At 58.2% G+C, this 17,189-nt stretch carries 14 protein-coding genes; 10 read left to right on the top strand and 4 right to left on the bottom strand.

Annotated features, from left to right (window positions below; all coding sequences use genetic code 11):
• Positions 1–177 precede the first annotated feature (177 nt).
• A complete protein-coding gene (locus A15D_RS01055; RefSeq protein WP_102790429.1) occupies positions 178–1,299 on the bottom strand; it encodes a PilT/PilU family type 4a pilus ATPase in 1,122 nt (373 codons plus the stop codon).
• A gap of 15 nt (positions 1,300–1,314) precedes the next feature.
• Positions 1,315–2,349, bottom strand: a complete 1,035-nt coding sequence (locus A15D_RS01060; RefSeq protein ID WP_022985825.1) for a type IV pilus twitching motility protein PilT — start codon at positions 2,347–2,349, stop codon at positions 1,315–1,317.
• 229 nt (positions 2,350–2,578) lie between these two features.
• Between A15D_RS01060 and A15D_RS01065 the strand changes: the two genes are divergently transcribed.
• The 6 genes from A15D_RS01065 (at position 2,579) to A15D_RS01090 (ending at position 8,520) form a co-directional block, all read left to right on the top strand.
• Positions 2,579–3,262 carry a YggS family pyridoxal phosphate-dependent enzyme gene (locus tag A15D_RS01065; protein ID WP_102790552.1) on the top strand — a complete coding sequence of 228 codons (684 nt, stop codon included), beginning with the start codon at positions 2,579–2,581 and terminating at the stop codon, positions 3,260–3,262.
• Positions 3,263–3,305: 43 nt separating this feature from the next.
• Complete coding sequence (gene proC / locus A15D_RS01070; RefSeq protein WP_102790430.1) at positions 3,306–4,115, top strand: pyrroline-5-carboxylate reductase; 810 nt, start codon at positions 3,306–3,308, stop codon at positions 4,113–4,115.
• 223 nt (positions 4,116–4,338) lie between these two features.
• Entirely contained in the window at positions 4,339–4,887 is a 549-nt protein-coding gene (locus A15D_RS01075) for a YggT family protein (protein WP_102790431.1), read from the top strand.
• Positions 4,888–5,052: 165 nt separating this feature from the next.
• Complete coding sequence (locus tag A15D_RS01080) at positions 5,053–6,513, top strand: sensor domain-containing diguanylate cyclase (protein ID WP_102790432.1); 1,461 nt, start codon at positions 5,053–5,055, stop codon at positions 6,511–6,513.
• Between the two features lie 88 nt (positions 6,514–6,601).
• Positions 6,602–7,039, top strand: coding sequence for a PaaI family thioesterase (locus A15D_RS01085; RefSeq protein ID WP_022985820.1), 438 nt, complete (start codon positions 6,602–6,604; stop codon positions 7,037–7,039).
• 344 nt (positions 7,040–7,383) lie between these two features.
• A complete protein-coding gene (locus A15D_RS01090) occupies positions 7,384–8,520 on the top strand; it encodes a hypothetical protein (protein WP_102790433.1) in 1,137 nt (378 codons plus the stop codon).
• 53 nt (positions 8,521–8,573) lie between these two features.
• Here the strand turns inward: A15D_RS01090 and A15D_RS01095 are convergent, their stop codons facing one another.
• Positions 8,574–10,670, bottom strand: a complete 2,097-nt coding sequence (locus A15D_RS01095; RefSeq protein ID WP_102790434.1) for an ATP-binding protein — start codon at positions 10,668–10,670, stop codon at positions 8,574–8,576.
• A gap of 176 nt (positions 10,671–10,846) precedes the next feature.
• Between A15D_RS01095 and A15D_RS01100 the strand changes: the two genes are divergently transcribed.
• The gene (locus tag A15D_RS01100) at positions 10,847–11,491 is read left to right on the top strand and encodes a response regulator transcription factor (RefSeq protein WP_102790435.1); all 645 of its coding nucleotides are present in this window, start codon (positions 10,847–10,849) and stop codon (positions 11,489–11,491) included.
• Positions 11,492–11,604: 113 nt separating this feature from the next.
• Positions 11,605–14,139 carry a hypothetical protein gene (locus A15D_RS01105; protein ID WP_146026826.1) on the top strand — a complete coding sequence of 845 codons (2,535 nt, stop codon included), beginning with the start codon at positions 11,605–11,607 and terminating at the stop codon, positions 14,137–14,139.
• A 100-nt stretch (positions 14,140–14,239) separates the two neighbouring features.
• Here A15D_RS01105 and A15D_RS01110 read toward each other — a convergent pair whose 3' ends face one another.
• Positions 14,240–15,163 carry a hydroxymethylglutaryl-CoA lyase gene (locus A15D_RS01110; protein WP_102790437.1) on the bottom strand — a complete coding sequence of 308 codons (924 nt, stop codon included), beginning with the start codon at positions 15,161–15,163 and terminating at the stop codon, positions 14,240–14,242.
• Positions 15,164–15,324: 161 nt separating this feature from the next.
• Here A15D_RS01110 and A15D_RS01115 point away from each other — a divergent pair, with 161 nt between their 5' ends.
• Together A15D_RS01115 and A15D_RS01120 are read left to right on the top strand one after the other, a co-directional pair.
• Positions 15,325–15,969, top strand: coding sequence for a VOC family protein (locus A15D_RS01115; RefSeq protein ID WP_102790438.1), 645 nt, complete (start codon positions 15,325–15,327; stop codon positions 15,967–15,969).
• A complete protein-coding gene (locus A15D_RS01120) occupies positions 15,966–17,126 on the top strand; it encodes a S9 family peptidase (protein WP_102790439.1) in 1,161 nt (386 codons plus the stop codon). Before A15D_RS01115 ends, A15D_RS01120 begins: the two co-directional genes overlap by 4 nt.
• The last annotated feature ends 63 nt before the right edge of the window (positions 17,127–17,189 follow it).

The raw sequence follows: 17,189 nt of genomic DNA on the forward strand, positions 1-17,189 counted from the left end.
GGATGGACAACATAGAATCTCCTACGGAAGGGACTTTTCTGTGGACGATTCCCGTTAATCCGCGATGAACCAAAAGACAAGGCCGCGCCCAATCATTCGGGCGCGGCCTTGTCGTTTCCGCCAGCACGGGCTTCCCCGCGTAGCTATTCACTCTTCACTGTTAATTGTTAACTACTTTTATTCCGTGTCCTCGATGCTCAACCCGCGTGTGGCGATATCCAGGCTTGAGGCATCGGTTTCGTTGCCAAGCTTGATCATCAGGCGCAGATCGTTGGGCGAGTCGGCGTGGAGCATGGCGTCTTCGTAGGTGATTTCGCCGGCGGAATAGAGGTCATACAGGGCCTGGTCGAAGGTCTGCATGCCTTGTTCGCGGGATTTGCTCATCAGCTCCTTGAGCATGTGCACTTCACCCTTGCGGATGTGGTCCTGCACCAGCGGCGTGCCGAGCAGAACTTCAATGGCCGCGCGGCGGCCCTTGCCGTCCGGGGTGGGGATCAGCTGCTGGGCAACAATGCCTTTCATGTTCAGTGACAGGTCCATCCACAGCTGGTCGTGCATATCGGCCGGGAAGAAGTGAATGATCCGGTCCAGCGCCTGGTTGGCGTTGTTGGCGTGCAGGGTGGCCAGACACAGGTGACCGGTTTCGGCGAAGGCGATGGCCTTGTCCATGGTTTCCCGGGTGCGGATCTCACCAATCAGAATCACATCAGGCGCCTGACGCAGGGTATTCTTCAACGCCACTTCAAAGCTGTCGGTGTCGATGCCCACTTCGCGCTGGGTCACGATGCAGCCCTGATGCTGGTGAATGAATTCGATGGGGTCCTCGATGGTGATGATGTGACCCTTGGAATTCTTGTTGCGGTGGCCAATCATGGACGCCAGCGAGGTGGATTTACCGGTACCGGTGGCACCCACGAAAATCACCAGGCCACGCTTTGTCATGGCCAGTTCCTTGATCACCGGCGGTAAACGCAGGTCATCCACATTGGGGATCTTGGTTTCAATACGCCGCAGCACCATGCCGACCAGGTTGCGCTGGTAAAAGGCCGAGACCCGGAAACGGCCAATGCCGCGGGCGGAGATGGCGAAGTTACACTCGTGGTGTTCAACGAAATCCTTGCGTTGTTTTTCGGTCATCACGCCGAACACGATATCCCTGGTCATGTCCGGGGTCAGGGCGTTTTTGGTCACCGGCAGAATCTTGCCGTGGACTTTCATGCTGGGGGGGACGCCGGCGGTAATGAACAGGTCGGAACCGCCTTTCTGGACCATCAGTTTGAGGAGCTCTTCGAATTCCATGGTGACATCTCCTCGTTAGATCGAGTCCGGGCTCTTGGCTTTTTCGCGGGCCACTTCCCGGGCCACCAGCCCCTTCTGCACCAGACCCTGCAGGCACTGATCCAGGGTTTGCATGCCCAGGGCGCCGCCGGTCTGGATGGCGGAGTACATCTGCGCGACCTTGTCTTCACGGATCAGGTTACGGATTGCGGGGGTACCGATCATGATTTCGTGGGCGGCCACCCGGCCGCCGCCATTCTTCTTCATCAGGGTTTGTGACACTACCGCCTGAAGGGATTCGGACAGCATGGAGCGCACCATGGCCTTTTCTTCGGCGGGGAAAACGTCAACAACCCGGTCAATGGTCTTGGCGGCTGAGGTAGTGTGCAGGGTGCCGAACACCAGGTGCCCGGTTTCCGCCGCGGTGAGTGCCAGGCGGATGGTTTCCAGGTCCCGCATTTCCCCTACCAGAATGATGTCCGGGTCTTCCCGCAGGGCCGAGCGCAGGGCTTCGGCGAAGCCCAGGGTGTCACGGTGGACTTCCCGCTGGTTCACCAGGCATTTCTTGGATTCGTGTACGAATTCGATGGGGTCCTCGATGGTGAGGATGTGCTCGTAACGGGTGTTGTTGATGTAGTCGAGCATGGCCGCCAGTGTTGTGGACTTGCCGGAGCCGGTGGGGCCGGTGACCAGCACAATGCCACGGGGGAACTCGGAGACCTTCTGGAATACCTTGCCCATCCCCAGGTCTTCCATGGTCAGTACCTTGGAAGGAATGGTCCGGAATACCGCACCGGCACCCCGGTTGTGGTTAAAGGCGTTGACCCGGAAACGGGCTACACCGGGAACCTCGAAGGAAAAGTCGGTCTCGAAGAATTCCTCGAAGTCCTTGCGCTGCTTGTCGTTCATGATGTCGTAGATCAGCGCGTGGACTTCCTTGTGCTCCATGGCCGGCAGGTTGATGCGGCGAACATCGCCGTCAACGCGGATCATGGGGGGCAGACCTGCGGACAGGTGAAGATCAGAGGCGCCGTTCTTGGCGCTGAAGGCGAGCAGCTCGGTAATATCCATGGTGTGTACTTGCTGTTATGGCGTTGTAAAGGGTGCCTTGGGCGGCCCTTTGTTATTATGTTGGCTCCCGATTGGCCGGGAGCCTCAGAAAATCGTCGCATGCCTAAAGTAACCCGACCTTTTGAGGCGTTCAAGAAACCGTGTGGTGAATTGTCGGCTGGTACCTGCCTGCCGCCAGACGGCTCAACCGCTGCCGCTGGCCCTTTTTGCCCCAACTGACCGAGCGAACATGACGGAACAGACCCCACTGCAAGAGATTGAACACGCCCTGCAGGACGCCTGTGAACAGGCCGGGCGACCCCGGGAGCAGGTACAGCTGCTAGCCGTCAGCAAGACCCGCAGTGCTGATGAGCTGGCGGTGTTGGCGGACCAGGGCCAGTGCCATTTCGGCGAAAACTACCTCCAGGAGGCGCTCGACAAGATGGATGCCTTGGCGGAGCGAGGGTTGGTATGGCACTTCATCGGCCCGATCCAGTCCAACAAGACCCGTGATATCGCTGCCCGGTTTGACTGGGTGCACTCCGTGGACCGCCTCAAGGTGGCGCGCCGTTTGAGCGAGCAGCGCCCGCAGACGTTGCCCCCCCTGCAGGTCTGTATACAGGTGAATGTGGACGACGAAGCCAGCAAAAGCGGGGTGCCCCTGGAGGGCGTGGCCGAGCTCGCGAAGGCCATTGTAGACCTTCCGAACCTGACGCTGCGCGGCCTGATGGCGATCCCCCGGGCGGACAGTGATGACAACAACCGGGCGGCTTTCCGACAGCTCGCCATGACACTGTCACAATTGCGCAATACAATGCCGGCCCTCGACACGCTCTCCATGGGCATGAGTGCGGATTTTGGGGTGGCCATCGAAGAAGGCGCCACCCTGGTTCGCCTGGGTACGGCCCTGTTTGGCCCCCGCCCGGCCCGCTAGCTTTGGCGTGTCGCTTGCGCGACAACTACAGGACAACGCAGTTATGGCACAGCAACTGATCGGTTTTATCGGTGCCGGCAACATGGCAACCAGCCTGGCCGGTGGCATGGTGGCGAAAGGAATTCGCCCGGCCCGAATCTGGATGAGCGACCCGTCAAAGGATCGCCTCGACGAAGTGGCCCAGCTACACCGGGTACACGTGAGCGCCGACAACCGGGATGTGCTCAGCCGTGTGGATGTGCTGGTGCTGGCTGTGAAACCACAGATGATGCAGGAGGTTTGTGAGAACCTGCGTGATCTGATCGCCGATCGCCAGCCGCTGGTGATCTCCATCGCTGCCGGTATCACCGTGGCCAACCTGAAAAGCTGGCTAGGCGAGACCCCGGTGGTGCGTTCCATGCCCAACACGCCCTCACTGGTACAGGCAGGGGCCACCGGGCTGTTTGCGGCAGCCGGTGTCAGCGATGAACAAAAAGCCATGGCCAAGGAAATCCTGGGCTCTGTGGGTCTGACCTTCTGGTTCGACGAAGAAAAAGAGCTGGATGCGGTGACGGCCGTGTCCGGGTCTGGCCCGGCTTATTTCTTCTTGCTGATGGAATCGCTGATCGAAGCGGGCAAAGCCCAGGGACTGGATGCCGCCACCGCTCGTCAGATGGTGCTGCAGACCGCCTGGGGGGCCGCTCAGCTGGCCATTACCAGTGAAGTCGGCCCGGATGCCCTGCGCCAACAGGTCACCAGCCCGGGCGGGACCACGGCCGCTGCGCTGAACGTATTTGAGGAAGCGGGTTTCCGCGAGCAGGTTCAGGCCGCCGTCGCCGCCGCGCGGGAGCGGTCAGAAGAGTTGGCCGGGTAAAAAGCAGCTACGAGCTGTGAGCTACCAGCTACGAGGCGCGGGAAGAGGTGTCAATTTTCGACCCCTGTGCCCGCGCCTTATCGTTTGAGTGCGGGAATGGCATTGGGTTAAAGGATGGCTGTGGCGCGTCTTTTTCTCGCAGCTCATAGCTCATAGCTGACAGCTTGATTTTCCCCCGTCTTGCCCCAAACTCTACCCCCTGTTGCGACCAACGGAGTGATCCATGAACCCCCAGGGTGCCCTGATTTATCTGCTGGACTTTGCCTTCAGCGCCTACATTTTTATTGTGCTGACCCGGTTTGTGCTGCAGTTGGCGCGTGCCGATTTCTATAACCCGATTTCCCAGTTCGTGCTCAAGGCGACCAACCCGTTGCTCAAACCCCTGCGCCGGATTATCCCGGGGTATGGTGGTCTGGACGTGGCTTCGCTGGTGCTGGTGGTGGCACTCATTATTCTCAAGGCACTGGTCATTCTTGGCATCCAGGTGGGCGGATTCCCCAGCGGTATCGGGGGGCAGTTGGTGCTCTATGCCCTGCGAGAGCTGGCCAGCGTGATTCTCAACTACGTGTTCTGGGCGGTGCTGATCCGGGTCATCCTTAGCTGGGTAGCGCCTGACCCCTACAACCCGGTGGTGCGGATCATTGTTCAGATTACGGAGCCGGTGATGGCTCCCGTGCGCAAGTTGCTGCCGCCCATGGGGGGCTTTGATCTGAGCCCGCTGGTGGTACTGCTGGGGATTCAATTGCTGCAGATCCTGTTCCGATTGCACTGATTTTCCGGAAAAAGTTGCAGAAAAGGCGCCGATGGCGCCTTTTTTGTTTCAGTGGCCTGAAAATGCGGACCAGTGATATGCATCTTTTTCATAACTCCTTTTTACTTGCGCCCCCGTCAATGGGATAACTATCAGGGAAGCGTAATGCAACAGGAGAGGCGAGGCATGGATGACCGTCGCGACTTCAGTGTCACCAGTCTTCGGGAATTACACCGGTTGGCACTGGAGGATCATCAGGATCTGGGCAGCCTGTACCAGGCTTACCTGAAGGCCGGCTGTGACCTGCTCGGGTTGTCTGTCGGTATCGTCAGCCGGATCCAGAATCAGCAGTATACGGTGCTGGCCGTAGATGCCGAGGCGGGTGGAATCCAGGTGGGCGATGTCTTCTCGCTGGGTGATACCTACTGCTCAAGAGTGATTCACAAGCAGGGGACTGTTGCCCTGCATCATGTGGGCGCGTTGGAAGATATGCGCAGCCACCCGGTCTATGTGGGCATGGCGCTGGAATCCTATATTGCCGCGCCAATCCATGTGGCCGGCAAGGTATTTGGCACCCTCAATTTTAGCGACCCGGCGATTCGCCCTTTTCCGTTCACTATCGAAGAAATCGAGTTCCTTGAACTGATGGCTCAGTCGATAGGGCTTGCGGTAGAACGAGCCAGCCTGCGTCGTCAGCGAGAAAAAGCCGTCCACGAGATGGAGCAAAGCGTGGCGCTGTTTGAAGGGGCCTTTCGGTTTGCGGCGATTGGCATGGCGATTGTGTCGCCTGAAGGGCGCTGGTTACGGGTAAACAAGGCCCTGTGTCGGCTGGTGGGCTACAGCGAAGAGGCGCTGCTGAAAATCGATTTTCAGACCATTACCCACCCGGAAGATCTGGACACCGACATGGACCATGTCCAGGCCCTGCTGGACGGGAAGAAGAACAGCTACTGGATGAAGAAGCGTTATTTCCACAGCGATGGGCATATTGTCTGGGTGTTGCTGGCGGTATCGATTGTGCGTCACCGTGATGGGACACCGCGCTATTTCCTGTCCCAGATCGAAGATATCACCGCTCGGGTGTTGGCAGAGACGGCGCTGCTGGAACAGCGCGATGAGCTGGCACAACTGAATCAGGAGCTGGCGGATCTGGCCCGAACCGACCCGCTTACCGGCCTCAATAATCGTATGGTATTGATGGAGTTTCTCCGTCAGGCCCATGCCAGCAGTTTGCGAACCCGGGAACCTCTTTCCGCGGTCTTTATGGACGTGGATTTTTTCAAGGAATTCAACGATCAATATGGCCATGGCGAGGGGGATACTGCTCTCCAGGCCGTGGCTGAGGCGCTGCAGGGCGTGACCCGGGGGAGCGACATGTTGGCCCGCTACGGTGGCGAAGAATTCGTGGCGCTGTTGCCTGGCGCCGGCATCAACCAGGCCCAGGCCGTGGCAGACCGGTTCCGCACCGCGGTATCGGGTATCGAAGGGTTGCCCCGCGAGGTTCATCTTAGTGTGGGGGTGGCTACGTTGGTGCCTAATGACCCGGAAGAGACACCAACCGCTGATGCCTTGCTCAGTGCTGCAGACCAGGCGCTCTATGCCGCCAAGGAGCAGGGGCGTAACTGTGTTCGTGCAGTGGCACTGTAGCAGGGCGCGCAGGTAAACGGCCTGTATGGGATTGTAAGTTCCAAAAAGGAACCTAGAATGGAGTCCATCATTTCAAGAGGATTCCATCATGAACCCTGCGTCCATGACCGGCCTGCAAATCATGCAGGCTTTCGCGGCGGGCAAGATTCCCCGCGCCCCGATTTCCGAAACGATCCCCATGGATCCCGACACGGTAGAAGAAGGCCGAGTGGTGTTCATTGCCACCGCAGATGAGCGGCACACCAACCCGCTTGGCGGGGTGCATGGCGGTTTTGCCGCCACCGTTCTGGATTCGGTGACCGGCTGTGCCACGCATACCGTGCTTGGCGCTGGTGAGAGTTACGGCACCACCGACCTGAACATCAAAATGTGCCGTCCGGTTCCGTTCAACACTCCACTGAAAGCCGAAGGCAAAGTCATCAATCGGGGTCGTAACCTGGTGATATCGGAAGGCCGCATTGTCGATGACGAAGGCAAACTCTACGCCCATGCCACCTGCACCTGCATGATTATCGCGCCGCGCTAAGCGTACGGCCCCTTCACCGCACCCCCCTGTTCAGGGGGGTCACGCTTCTCCGGCAGCACCGTAGGATGTGACCAACTTCTCATGGCAGGGAAGTTGGTCATGGCAAAGGATGTGTTGGTCGTGTACCTGGCCGGCAAGGATGCCCGTTCTGCCAGTCGTACACATGACTTTCCATTTTCACCCCTCCAGCTTTGCCGGGATTTCTGACCAGCTTTTCTCACCGTGAACACCTGATTCCGTTGTCAGGATTGGATGCATACGGCTGGGTCGATGGCCTGAACTTGCGTCATGAATCCGTATGCTGCCAACAGGGAAAAAATCAAAAAAATCCACGGGGAAAACCAATGAAAATGATATTCGGGAACAAGGCTGTTCCAGCCATGGCGCTAACCGCACTGGTGTCCGGTTGTGCAACCACCGCAAGCGAAGCACCGACCTATGATGCGAAGGGTTCTGCCGCCAGCCAGGCGGACACCTTTATTGCAGCGGAAAACGAAAAGTACATGGAAGGGGTCGACAAGATCGGGGTGTTGTCCTGCAACGTCATGTTTGGTGTCAACAGTGCAGCGTCTGCCTCTACCAGCGGCGGCTTCCGTTCCGATGCCACGCGCGCCACGGGTACAACCCGCCGTTCCGATGTCAAAGTGACCGTAACGTATGCGGCCAAAGGGGTGGAAGAAGCCGAGATGCAGCGTCTTGCCAACAAGGCCTGTGATAACGCTGAGCAGCAGCTGGCCAACGCGGGGTTTGAGGTGGTGCCGCATCAGACCCTCAAGGCGAACCCGCATTACCAGGCCATGCATGCTGAAGGCCGGGAAAGCCCCTTTGAGTACAAGGGAACAGGGGGCACGCGTTATCTGGTGATGGGTCGTGAGGGAGAGACTATTTCTGATCCTCGTTACATCGGCACGGCAAGCGGTTTTGGGCAAGCGTTCAAGGCTGCAGCGGGCAGTTCCGCCCAGCAACATGAAGGTCGCCTGATCAAGGATCTTGGACTCACTGGTGTGAACATTAATATCCTGATCGACTTTGCCAAGCTGGAGTCGGATGGCCATAAAAGTTTTGCCGGGCTTTCCAACAAGGACTCCGCCAAGGTGGATGCCACGATTCAGCTAACCGCTCGTGGAGATGTTCGCTTCCAGCCGGTGGCACAGCAAAAATGCTGGAGTCGTTTTGGCAAGGAAGAGTGCATGATCAAGACAAATCATATGCCGGTATTCAGCACCAGCAATGCACTGGCTACACCCAACGCGTTCTACAGCAGCATCGAGGATGTCACCACGACAACCGACAAGCTCACCTCTGGTCTCAGCAAGGGGTTGGGTCTGTTGAGTGCCATGAGTGGAACGTCCAACTCTACAGCCAGAGACATAACCCGATACCAGGTTAATCTGATTCCTGCATCTTATGATGCAGAAACACAGAGCCTGACCCAAGGGCTGGTTGGCATGGTTGCTGTAAAAGCGTCATCATCGCGCTGATTCTGAAACCATAAAAAACGGGCCGCATTGCGGCCCGTTTTTTGTGGGTGGCATCAGGCGATGGTGTTGGACAGTGGAACCTCCAGCGTGACTTGCCAGCGACCCTCAACCTTGTGGTATTGACAGCATCCACCCAGTTTACGGGCCCGACTATCCATGATCTCCAGGCCTCGTACCGATCCTTGAGCATGATCCGCGTGCACACCATCATTTTCGATTAGCAGTGTCAAAACAGCGCCAGGTTGCTCCACGGTGACAGACAAAACGGTGGTTGAGGCATGCTTGAGGGCATTGGTCACTGCTTCCCTCAACATACGTGTTAGTTCACTGAACTCGCTGGCGCCAAGAACCGTTGTGCTGGCGCGGGCTTGCCAAACCAGTTCTGCGCCATGATCTTTGCAGCGCTGCAGGGTTTCTTCCTGCCACTGGAGGGTCGCGGCTTCCAGGGAGAGTGATTCGCCTTCCATGTCCTTGAGAAGATCCCGCAAGTCGTGAATGGCTTCGCGAACCAGGGGTTTGGTGGTGTCGGAGGAACGGTGCAGTAACTGCAGCAGTTTGGCACCGAGGTCATCGTGCATATCCCTACGTATGCGAAGCCGCTCCTCTCTGACTCCCTTGGCGTGTGCAATCCTGGCCTGGCTTACCAGTTGGTGCAGTGACAGTACCAGACCGGCAATACGACTATCTTGCCGATTGAAAACGCGCGCCCCTTGTTGAGCGTGTTGCAGTCTCCAGCTGCGTTGTTCCAGAGGGTCTGGAACAATCAGGGTGGTTCCCTGATCAGGGATGTGAATATGCGGGGCAACTGTGGCAATGGCTTCAATGGCAAGAGGCTGGAATACCGCGTTCAAGGCTTGCTCCATGCCGGCGTTGGTCTGCGTATCCTGTTGGGCTTTGAGCATGGCGGGCAATGCCTGTGCTAACCATTCATCCAGTTCCTGCCGATGGCGCAGGAACATTTTCTTCCACAGATACTGGCGTAAGGGGAAGTAAAGCCAGCCAATCAGGGCGACGGACAGGGTCAGCGTGACCGGCCCGGACAGGCTGAGCATCATGGCCAGCAACAGATCCGTGAGCATGATAAAGAGGCCGCCCAACAACCAGGACCATAATGAAAACCACCACGGCTCCAGTGCGAAAAGGCGATGCCTTACCACGCCTAATGCCATGCCCAGATACATCAGCAGGAAGGTGGTAAAAAGCAAACCCTGAGAAGCCGGTTGAGCGACCTGTAGCATGGCAGGAAGAATCATGCCGCCGGCGAAAAAGGCGGTGCCCGCAACAATGGAAATGACGACCCAGCGTAACGCGGATCGGTCGCCCTGCTGCTGTCGCGTTTGCCGCCACTGCCAGACTGAACCTAATAACCCCGCCAGAAAAATCCCCATCACCCAGGAATGAAAGCCGTCAACCGGGCTTGCAACCCATTGTCCTTGATCAATAACGATGGCCACGGCAAACGTGAGGTAAAACCCTGCGGTAAGCCAGCGATACGGGAAGCGGCGCGGGTAGTTCCACAGGAAAGCGGCGAGCGATGCGGAAAACAGCAAGGCGCCAAAATGATTCAGACCGGACAGCCAGGTAAACAGTGAGCCGGAAATAAAAAAATCACGAGTGCTGTAGATTGCCGCGGCCGAAGAGAACAAGACGTAACTCAGTCCTGTTAACGCGAATGAATGGATGGAAATCTCGCGCTTGGCGGGCACCCAGACAAGAATACAAATCACCATTCCGGCTAGCCCACAGACCAGCTGTAACCAGAAAAGGCCGGGAAGCTGGGTCAGCTGGCGTTGCTGTGATTGCACGGGGTAGTGGTTGTCAGCGTCATCTACCAGCAGCAACGTGCCCTCGGTAAGCCATTGGGACAGTTTGCTATGTGTGTCGAAAAAACGATTGAGATCGCTGTAGTAAGGCAGTACATCCGGCTCTTCCAGTAGCAGAGAGGGCGTGGCGGGATGGGAGGATTGCCCGTTACTGAACGCGACCACCGTGATATCGCCAGTGCCAGGGATGGTGGCGACAAGCTGTTCAGCATTGTGTTGAAAAACAATGTTGCTGGAAGGTAGGGAGAGTGCGGTGGCGATAGCTAGCAAGCCATAGATGGCGACCAGGAAAAGCCCGGCGATAATTCGTGTTTTCAGCGAAAGCATGCATGTTCCCTATGTGCAATGACATTACCCCACCCCCGTTTTTCGGGGGTTGATCCATGGGGTTGCCACCGATTACTACTACGGTGATTCGAACAATCTGTTTTTGGACGATTGAAGAATATATTATTTGCGTGATTCGGTTCACATTTTTATTTTCGCGGATTTGGAGTGCAAGCATGGATGCAATCAGGCAGGTATTGATTGTGGAAGATCTGCCTGATGTGGCTCAGTGGCTGCACGCACAGGTGGCCAGCCTGCTGTCGCCGACACAGATAGACCAGGCGGGAACGCTGGCGCAAGCCCGGGATAAAATCGATGCGCACGCCTATGATCTGGCGTTGATTGATCTGGGCTTGCCCGACGGGAATGGTGTTGGACTGATTCGACCCTTCAAGGAAGCCAATCGCCAGGCGATGTGTGTGGTCACCACCATCTTTGATGATGCCGAGCATCTTTTTGGTTCCTTGCGGTCCGGGGCGGATGGATACTTGTTGAAAGATGATACCGAGGCCGAATTCAGTAATCAGTTGTCCGGCATCCTTGCTGGTCGCCCCCCGTTGTCAGCCTCCATTGCCCGGTGCGTACTTGAGCAGTTTCATCCTGTCTTTGGCGAAAAGGAAGCGACCCTGACCGGGAGAGAAAAGGATATGCTGACCTTGATCGCCAAGGGATTGAGCGTGAAGCATGCAGCCCAGAAGCTGGGTATTTCCCACTATACGGCGGCCGGTTACATGAAAGATGTCTACGCCAAGCTGCAGGTCAATACCCGTGCGGAAGCGACCCTGAAAGCGATCCATATGGGGCTGGTGAATCCCTCCTGAACGAGCCCCCCGTGCTTTCCGGTTTCCTCCCCCCTGTTTAAGGGGTGCTGAAATTTCCCCACCACTCCTATGCTGCCAGTATCCATTTTAATCAGGCAGCGTGGGGATCGGGTATGCAGCCAACAATAGGGAAGTTCGTGTTTCGTGCCGGACTGCTGGGGGTCATCCTGGCCGTGGCAGGTTGTGGCGGCGACAGCAGTCGCGATAGTTCGAGCGGTAATGGCGGAGGCGGCGGGCCGTCTGCGCCTGCCGCGTCAAGCCTTTCTGGTACTGCAGCCGTCGGTGCCGCCATCCAGACCGGCACCGTTACCGCAGAATGTGCCGATGGCAGTGGCTTCACGTCCACCGTTACCACCAATGCCGATGGGGTCTGGAGTGGCGACATCACCAGCACTGCCTTGCCGTGTGTGTTGACGGTAACCGGCGGTACGCCCTCGGTAACCTTGCGCAGCTATGCCAGCCAGGCAGGAACGATCAATATCACCCCGATCACCGACATGGTGTTGGCCCTTGCTACCGGCCTTGCCGACGGCAGCTGGATTGCGACCCCGGCCAACTGGCCCGATGCCAGCACCATTGCCAGCAAGAAAACCGAGCTGCTTACGGCCATGACCAATGCCGGTTTTACCCTGCCCGGCGGCGACCCGTTCAGCACCGCGCTGGCGGTTGGCGATGCCTGGGACCAGGTGCTGGATGCGATCCAGGAAGCCATTGATGACGACCCTTCTATCGCTGATTACAACGCACTGCTGAATCTGGTGAAAGACGGCAACCTGGGCCAGTTCCCGGACGCACCGGAAGACGAAGAACCGGTTGACCCGGAATTACCCGCGAACCTCAACGTACTCACGAATTACGCCGGTACTTACACGGTGATCGGTAACGGCGAGGGTGACCCGGGTTACTGCGCGAGTTGTGGAAGTGCCACCCGTAACCATGCCCGTGGCACCGTTATCATTTCGGCACAGGGTGATATCGATTTTGACACCGACATCGGTTTTACCGTTGCCGACATTGTTGAAATTTATGACCGCACCAATGTGGCCACCGACCGTCGTGTCGCGGTGAATTATGGCCAGTCTGATAGCGACGAGCGCGTACGGGTGTATCTCAACGCAGACCTGGAGGTCATGGAAATCATTCATGATGACGGGGCTGGTGCAACCACGCGTGCCCTGATTCAGGAAGACAGCACAGACCCGGAACCAGAGCCCGGTGCGGAGTTGCTGGAGATGCGCAATGGTGTCGCAGTGGTGCACGATGGCAAGGTCTGGGCCCTGGAGCAACCGTTTATCGAATCGTTCATGGCCACCACGGCCAAGCGCCAGATTCGTGCCCATAACTATGACAGTGATTACAACACCATTAATACGACGCCGTTTAATGGCGATGATCTGGCCTGGGCTCAGGTGAACGTGGCCCACGGCAATCTGGGCACTCAGCTGTGTGGCCAGAGTACGGGTGTCTCCCTGCTGACGGTAGACTACGCTGCCAGCCCAGTGGTGCAGAAAACCTGGACGGCTACAGAGTGCGAGTTGTACGTGGATTACCACTTCAGCAACGGCGCCACGGAAGGCCGCATCATCAGCGCCACGCTAAGCAACGACAAGGATGATGAACAAATCACCCTGAGCGGTGGCCAGTTCCGTATTTTCATTCACACTGGCACAGAGGGTGAGGCGCCGGCGCTGGCAGATGAAATCCGTTGGGACATGACCATTGATAGCGGTACTCGCGAAATGCGCTCTGGCCATTTCCTGGGTGGCAGGCCATTGCTGGATGGCTCACATCCTGACCACACGCTGAAATTCGAGATCCAGGCCGGCAGCAACAATAACCCGGAAGCTGGAGAGTACAGCTGCGAGGATGGTGACACGGAAGTGACTCTGAAGATGGGGTGGGTGACGGTCAGTGACCCGCTGTTCAAGTTCCAGAGTGCCAATGGGGGAAGTTGTACGGTTACCGTCGAACAGAATGCTGGCCGTAAATATGTGGGCACGTATACGGCTACCTTGATGGGGCCGAGTAATGGGGGCGGTGCCGCCTTTGGCTCAGGGTTGGGGACAGGCGATATTGAATTGCCGGCGGCCGAGCGAACCCTGGTCGTGCATGGCAAGTTCCGTAACTTCACCACGCAGACCTTCCATGCTGACAACGGCGGTGATGAAGGCGCCCTGGGTCAGGAAACCCAGGGGATTTCCATGACCATTGATGATGGCAACACGCATTTCACCCAGGGGGAGCGCTTTCAGCTGGCCTCGGAGTATTCCTCCAACGGCAGTAACGGTTACTTCTCCAAGGTGTTCAGTGATCTGGAATCGCCGAACAATCAGCTGCGGATGGTGTGGTCCAACATTCCCATGCAGGTGGGCAGCTTTACCTGCAACACTGATGTGGGTGGCTTGAAGCCGACCATGTCACTGTCAACGCCGGCCAACATTCCCTACGGCGCGACCTACACCCAGTCAGGCACCCAAAACCTGTCTGAAGGCGCCTCCTGTACCATCAATGTGACCAGCGTAAGCGATGGCGTGGTAGAAGGGACGTATATCGCAACCCTGGTGGCGAGGAATATGGGGCCGGTCCTGCCCAACAATGATGATGCCATTTCCTTGTCTGGCGAGTTCCGTTATCCCTACACACCCTGATAACGGGATAGACAGGCGATAAGACGCCATACAATGAAACGCCGGGCAGTGAGGTTGCCCGGCGTTTTTGATGGTGGGGGTTGGCCTCTTTGTTGGCCGATTACCACAGGCAGGGTGTCTTGCCCTGGTTCTCCTGGGATTCCATCCAGCTGAGGATGCGGCCACCCAGTGGTCGCTGGGTCGCTTGCTGCGCCAGCGCCACCGCGGCGCGCAATTTTTCTACATCAATACCGGTCTTCAGGCCGGCACTTTCCAGCAGGTAGACCAGATCTTCCGTGGCCATGTTGCCGGTGGCACCGGGGGCAAACGGGCAGCCGCCCAGGCCGCCCACCGAGGCATCGAAACGGCGCACACCCAGATCTGCGGCGGCCCAGGCCATGGCAGCAGCCAACCCGCGGGTGTCGTGCAGGTGTACGTAGAATTTCTCCGCCCCGAATTCCCGGATCAGCGGCGCCATGATGTCCTTCATCTGCTGGGGGTTGCCGGCGCCAATGGTGTCGGCGATGGCCACTTCGTCGCTACCGGCGGCAAACATGCGCGCGGCCAGTTTCTGCGGCAGGGTGACTGGCATGGGGCCGTCGTAAGGGCAGGCGAACGAACCGGCAATGTAGGTGCGGGTGGCAATGCCGTCCTCTTTTGCGGCGGCAATGATCGCCTCGCAGCTTTGGGCGGCCTGTTCCAGGCTCATGTTCAGGTTGCGCTGGTTAAAGGTATCGGTGGTGGACAGCACCAGCGCCACCGTGGGGTAGCCTGCGTCCCGCGCCAGCTGGTAGCCCTTCAGGTTGGGGACCAGCGCGGTGTAATGCAGGCCCTCGTCGTGGGGTAGCAGGGGGGTGAGCGCCGCCGCGTCGGCCATTTGCGGAATGGCTTTCGGGCTCACGAAGCTCACTGGCTCCAGGTAGCGCATGCCCGCGTCTACCAGCAACCGGGCCAGCTGTGCCTTGGTGTCGGTGTCGACGGTTACCGGCTGGTTCTGCAGCCCGTCGCGCAGCCCCACTTCATTGATGATGGCCTGGTCGCTCATACCTTTGTCCTACCCGTTAACTGGGCGCTCAGTGTGCCACTGTGCAACGGCATGCGCGAGTGGCCAGAACTGACAAGTTCTTGGTGGTTTCGGTTTTCAGTTCGGCGCGCCCCTGTGACCACAATGGGCCACTGATACCGATAACAAACAGGAGCGACTCCATGAGCAGCCTGACCCCCTGTGCCACGCTCAAACACGTCCATCACGGCGCCTACCGCTGCCGCGATGCGGAACAGACCCGCTGGTTTTACGAGGATGTGCTGGGCATGCCTCTGACCCTGGCCATGGTGTTCGATGAAGAGCCCGGCACCGGCCGCAAGGTGGATTACATGCATCTCTTCTTCCAGATGGGGGATGGCAACTTCGTGGCCTTCTTTGATGCCCCGGACAGTGCCGACGAGATGATGTTTCGCCCGCGCCATGCCTTCGATCTCCACCTGGCCTTCGAAGTGGACACCATGGAAGAGCTGAAAGACTGGCGCCGTCGCATCAACAAGGCCGGCCGCCCCTGCTTTGGCCCGGTAGACCATGAATTCATTCATTCCATCTACTTTGTCGACCCCAACGGCATTCCGCTGGAAATCACGGTGCGTGATCCCAGTTACGACCAGGTGGTGGAAGCGGATGCCGCCCAGGCCCACGATGCGCTCAAGGCGTGGACAGAAAAAACCCGAGCCCAGAAAGAGGCGCTGTTTGGCGCCGCCCTGGACATGCGCGGCATCGATATGAGTAAGACCGATTTTTCCAAAGTGAAAGCCGCGGTCGAGAAAGGCGAGAAAGACAAGAACAAGGAACAGGCAGAATGAGCAAGCACTACGACCGCACCCCGCATCTGATCGCGTTTACCGAGCAATCCAGCTTCAAGGATACCTATGCCGGCCCTATGGACCTGGTGACCCTGGAAGCCCACCTGCTGACCCCGAAAAGCGGGCCCGGCAAGACCGTGGTGGTGTTCATGCACCCGGTGGGCGGTGGCGCCTACCTGCCGATGGTGTCGGCGCTGGCCAAGGCCGGGTTGTCGGTGATTTATTGCAACAGTCGCTATCGCGGTGCCGACAGTGCCCTGTTGATGGAAAAAGTGGTGGCGGATCTGGGCGCGTGTGTGCGCTATGCCAAAGAAAAACTGGGTTACGAAAAAGTGGTGCTGGGTGGTTGGTCGGGCGGTGGTTCCCTGAGTCTGATGTACCAGGCCGAAGCGGAAGACCCGCAGATTACCGAGACCCCTGCGGGCGACCCCTACGACCTGGTGTCCCAGAAGCTGATTCCCGCCGACGGCATCATGTTGCTGGCAGCCCATGTGTCCCGTGCCATTACCATGACCGAATGGCTGGACCCGTCGGTTAAGGACGAGAACAACCCGGACGACCGAGACCGGGAACTGGACATCTATCATCCGGACTGCCCCAATCAGCCGCCCTACAGCGAGGCGTTTGTGGCCCGTTTCCGCCAGGCACAGATCGACCGCAACCGGCGCATTACCGACTGGGTGAAAAGCAAGCTGGAAGACTTCCGCAGCAAGGGCCAGAACACGGAAGAGTTTGGTTTCGTGGTACATCGCACCATGTGTGATGTGCGCTGGCTGGACCCGGAACAAGACCCCAATGAACGCGCCCCCGGAACCTGCTATCTCGGTGACCCGGAAACCGTCAACAATGGCCCGGTGGCGCTGGCCCGTTTCAACACCTTGCGGGGCTGGCTCAGCCAGTGGAGCTTTGATGATTCCCGTGCCAATGGCCCGGCCTGCGCCAAACGCATCCGCATACCGGCGCTGGTGATCGGCAACACCGCCGACAACGCCTGTACCCCCAGCCACACGCACCGTTTGTATGACAGTTTTGCCCCGGGGCAGGCCGAGCTGCGTGAAGTGAAAGGCGCTAACCACTATTATTTCGGCCAGCAGGACAAGATGGCTGAAGCAGTGGGTTACTGCACCGAGTGGCTCAAGGCCCAGGGGCTGATGTAGGCTGCATTTCGCTATCCTGTCTGACAGTCTTACCGGCTGGTGCCGGCATTCGGTGCCGACTGG

Origin of the sequence: Alcanivorax sp. MD8A (assembly GCF_002888555.1) — a bacterium.
Lineage (GTDB): Bacteria > Pseudomonadota > Gammaproteobacteria > Pseudomonadales > Alcanivoracaceae > Alcanivorax.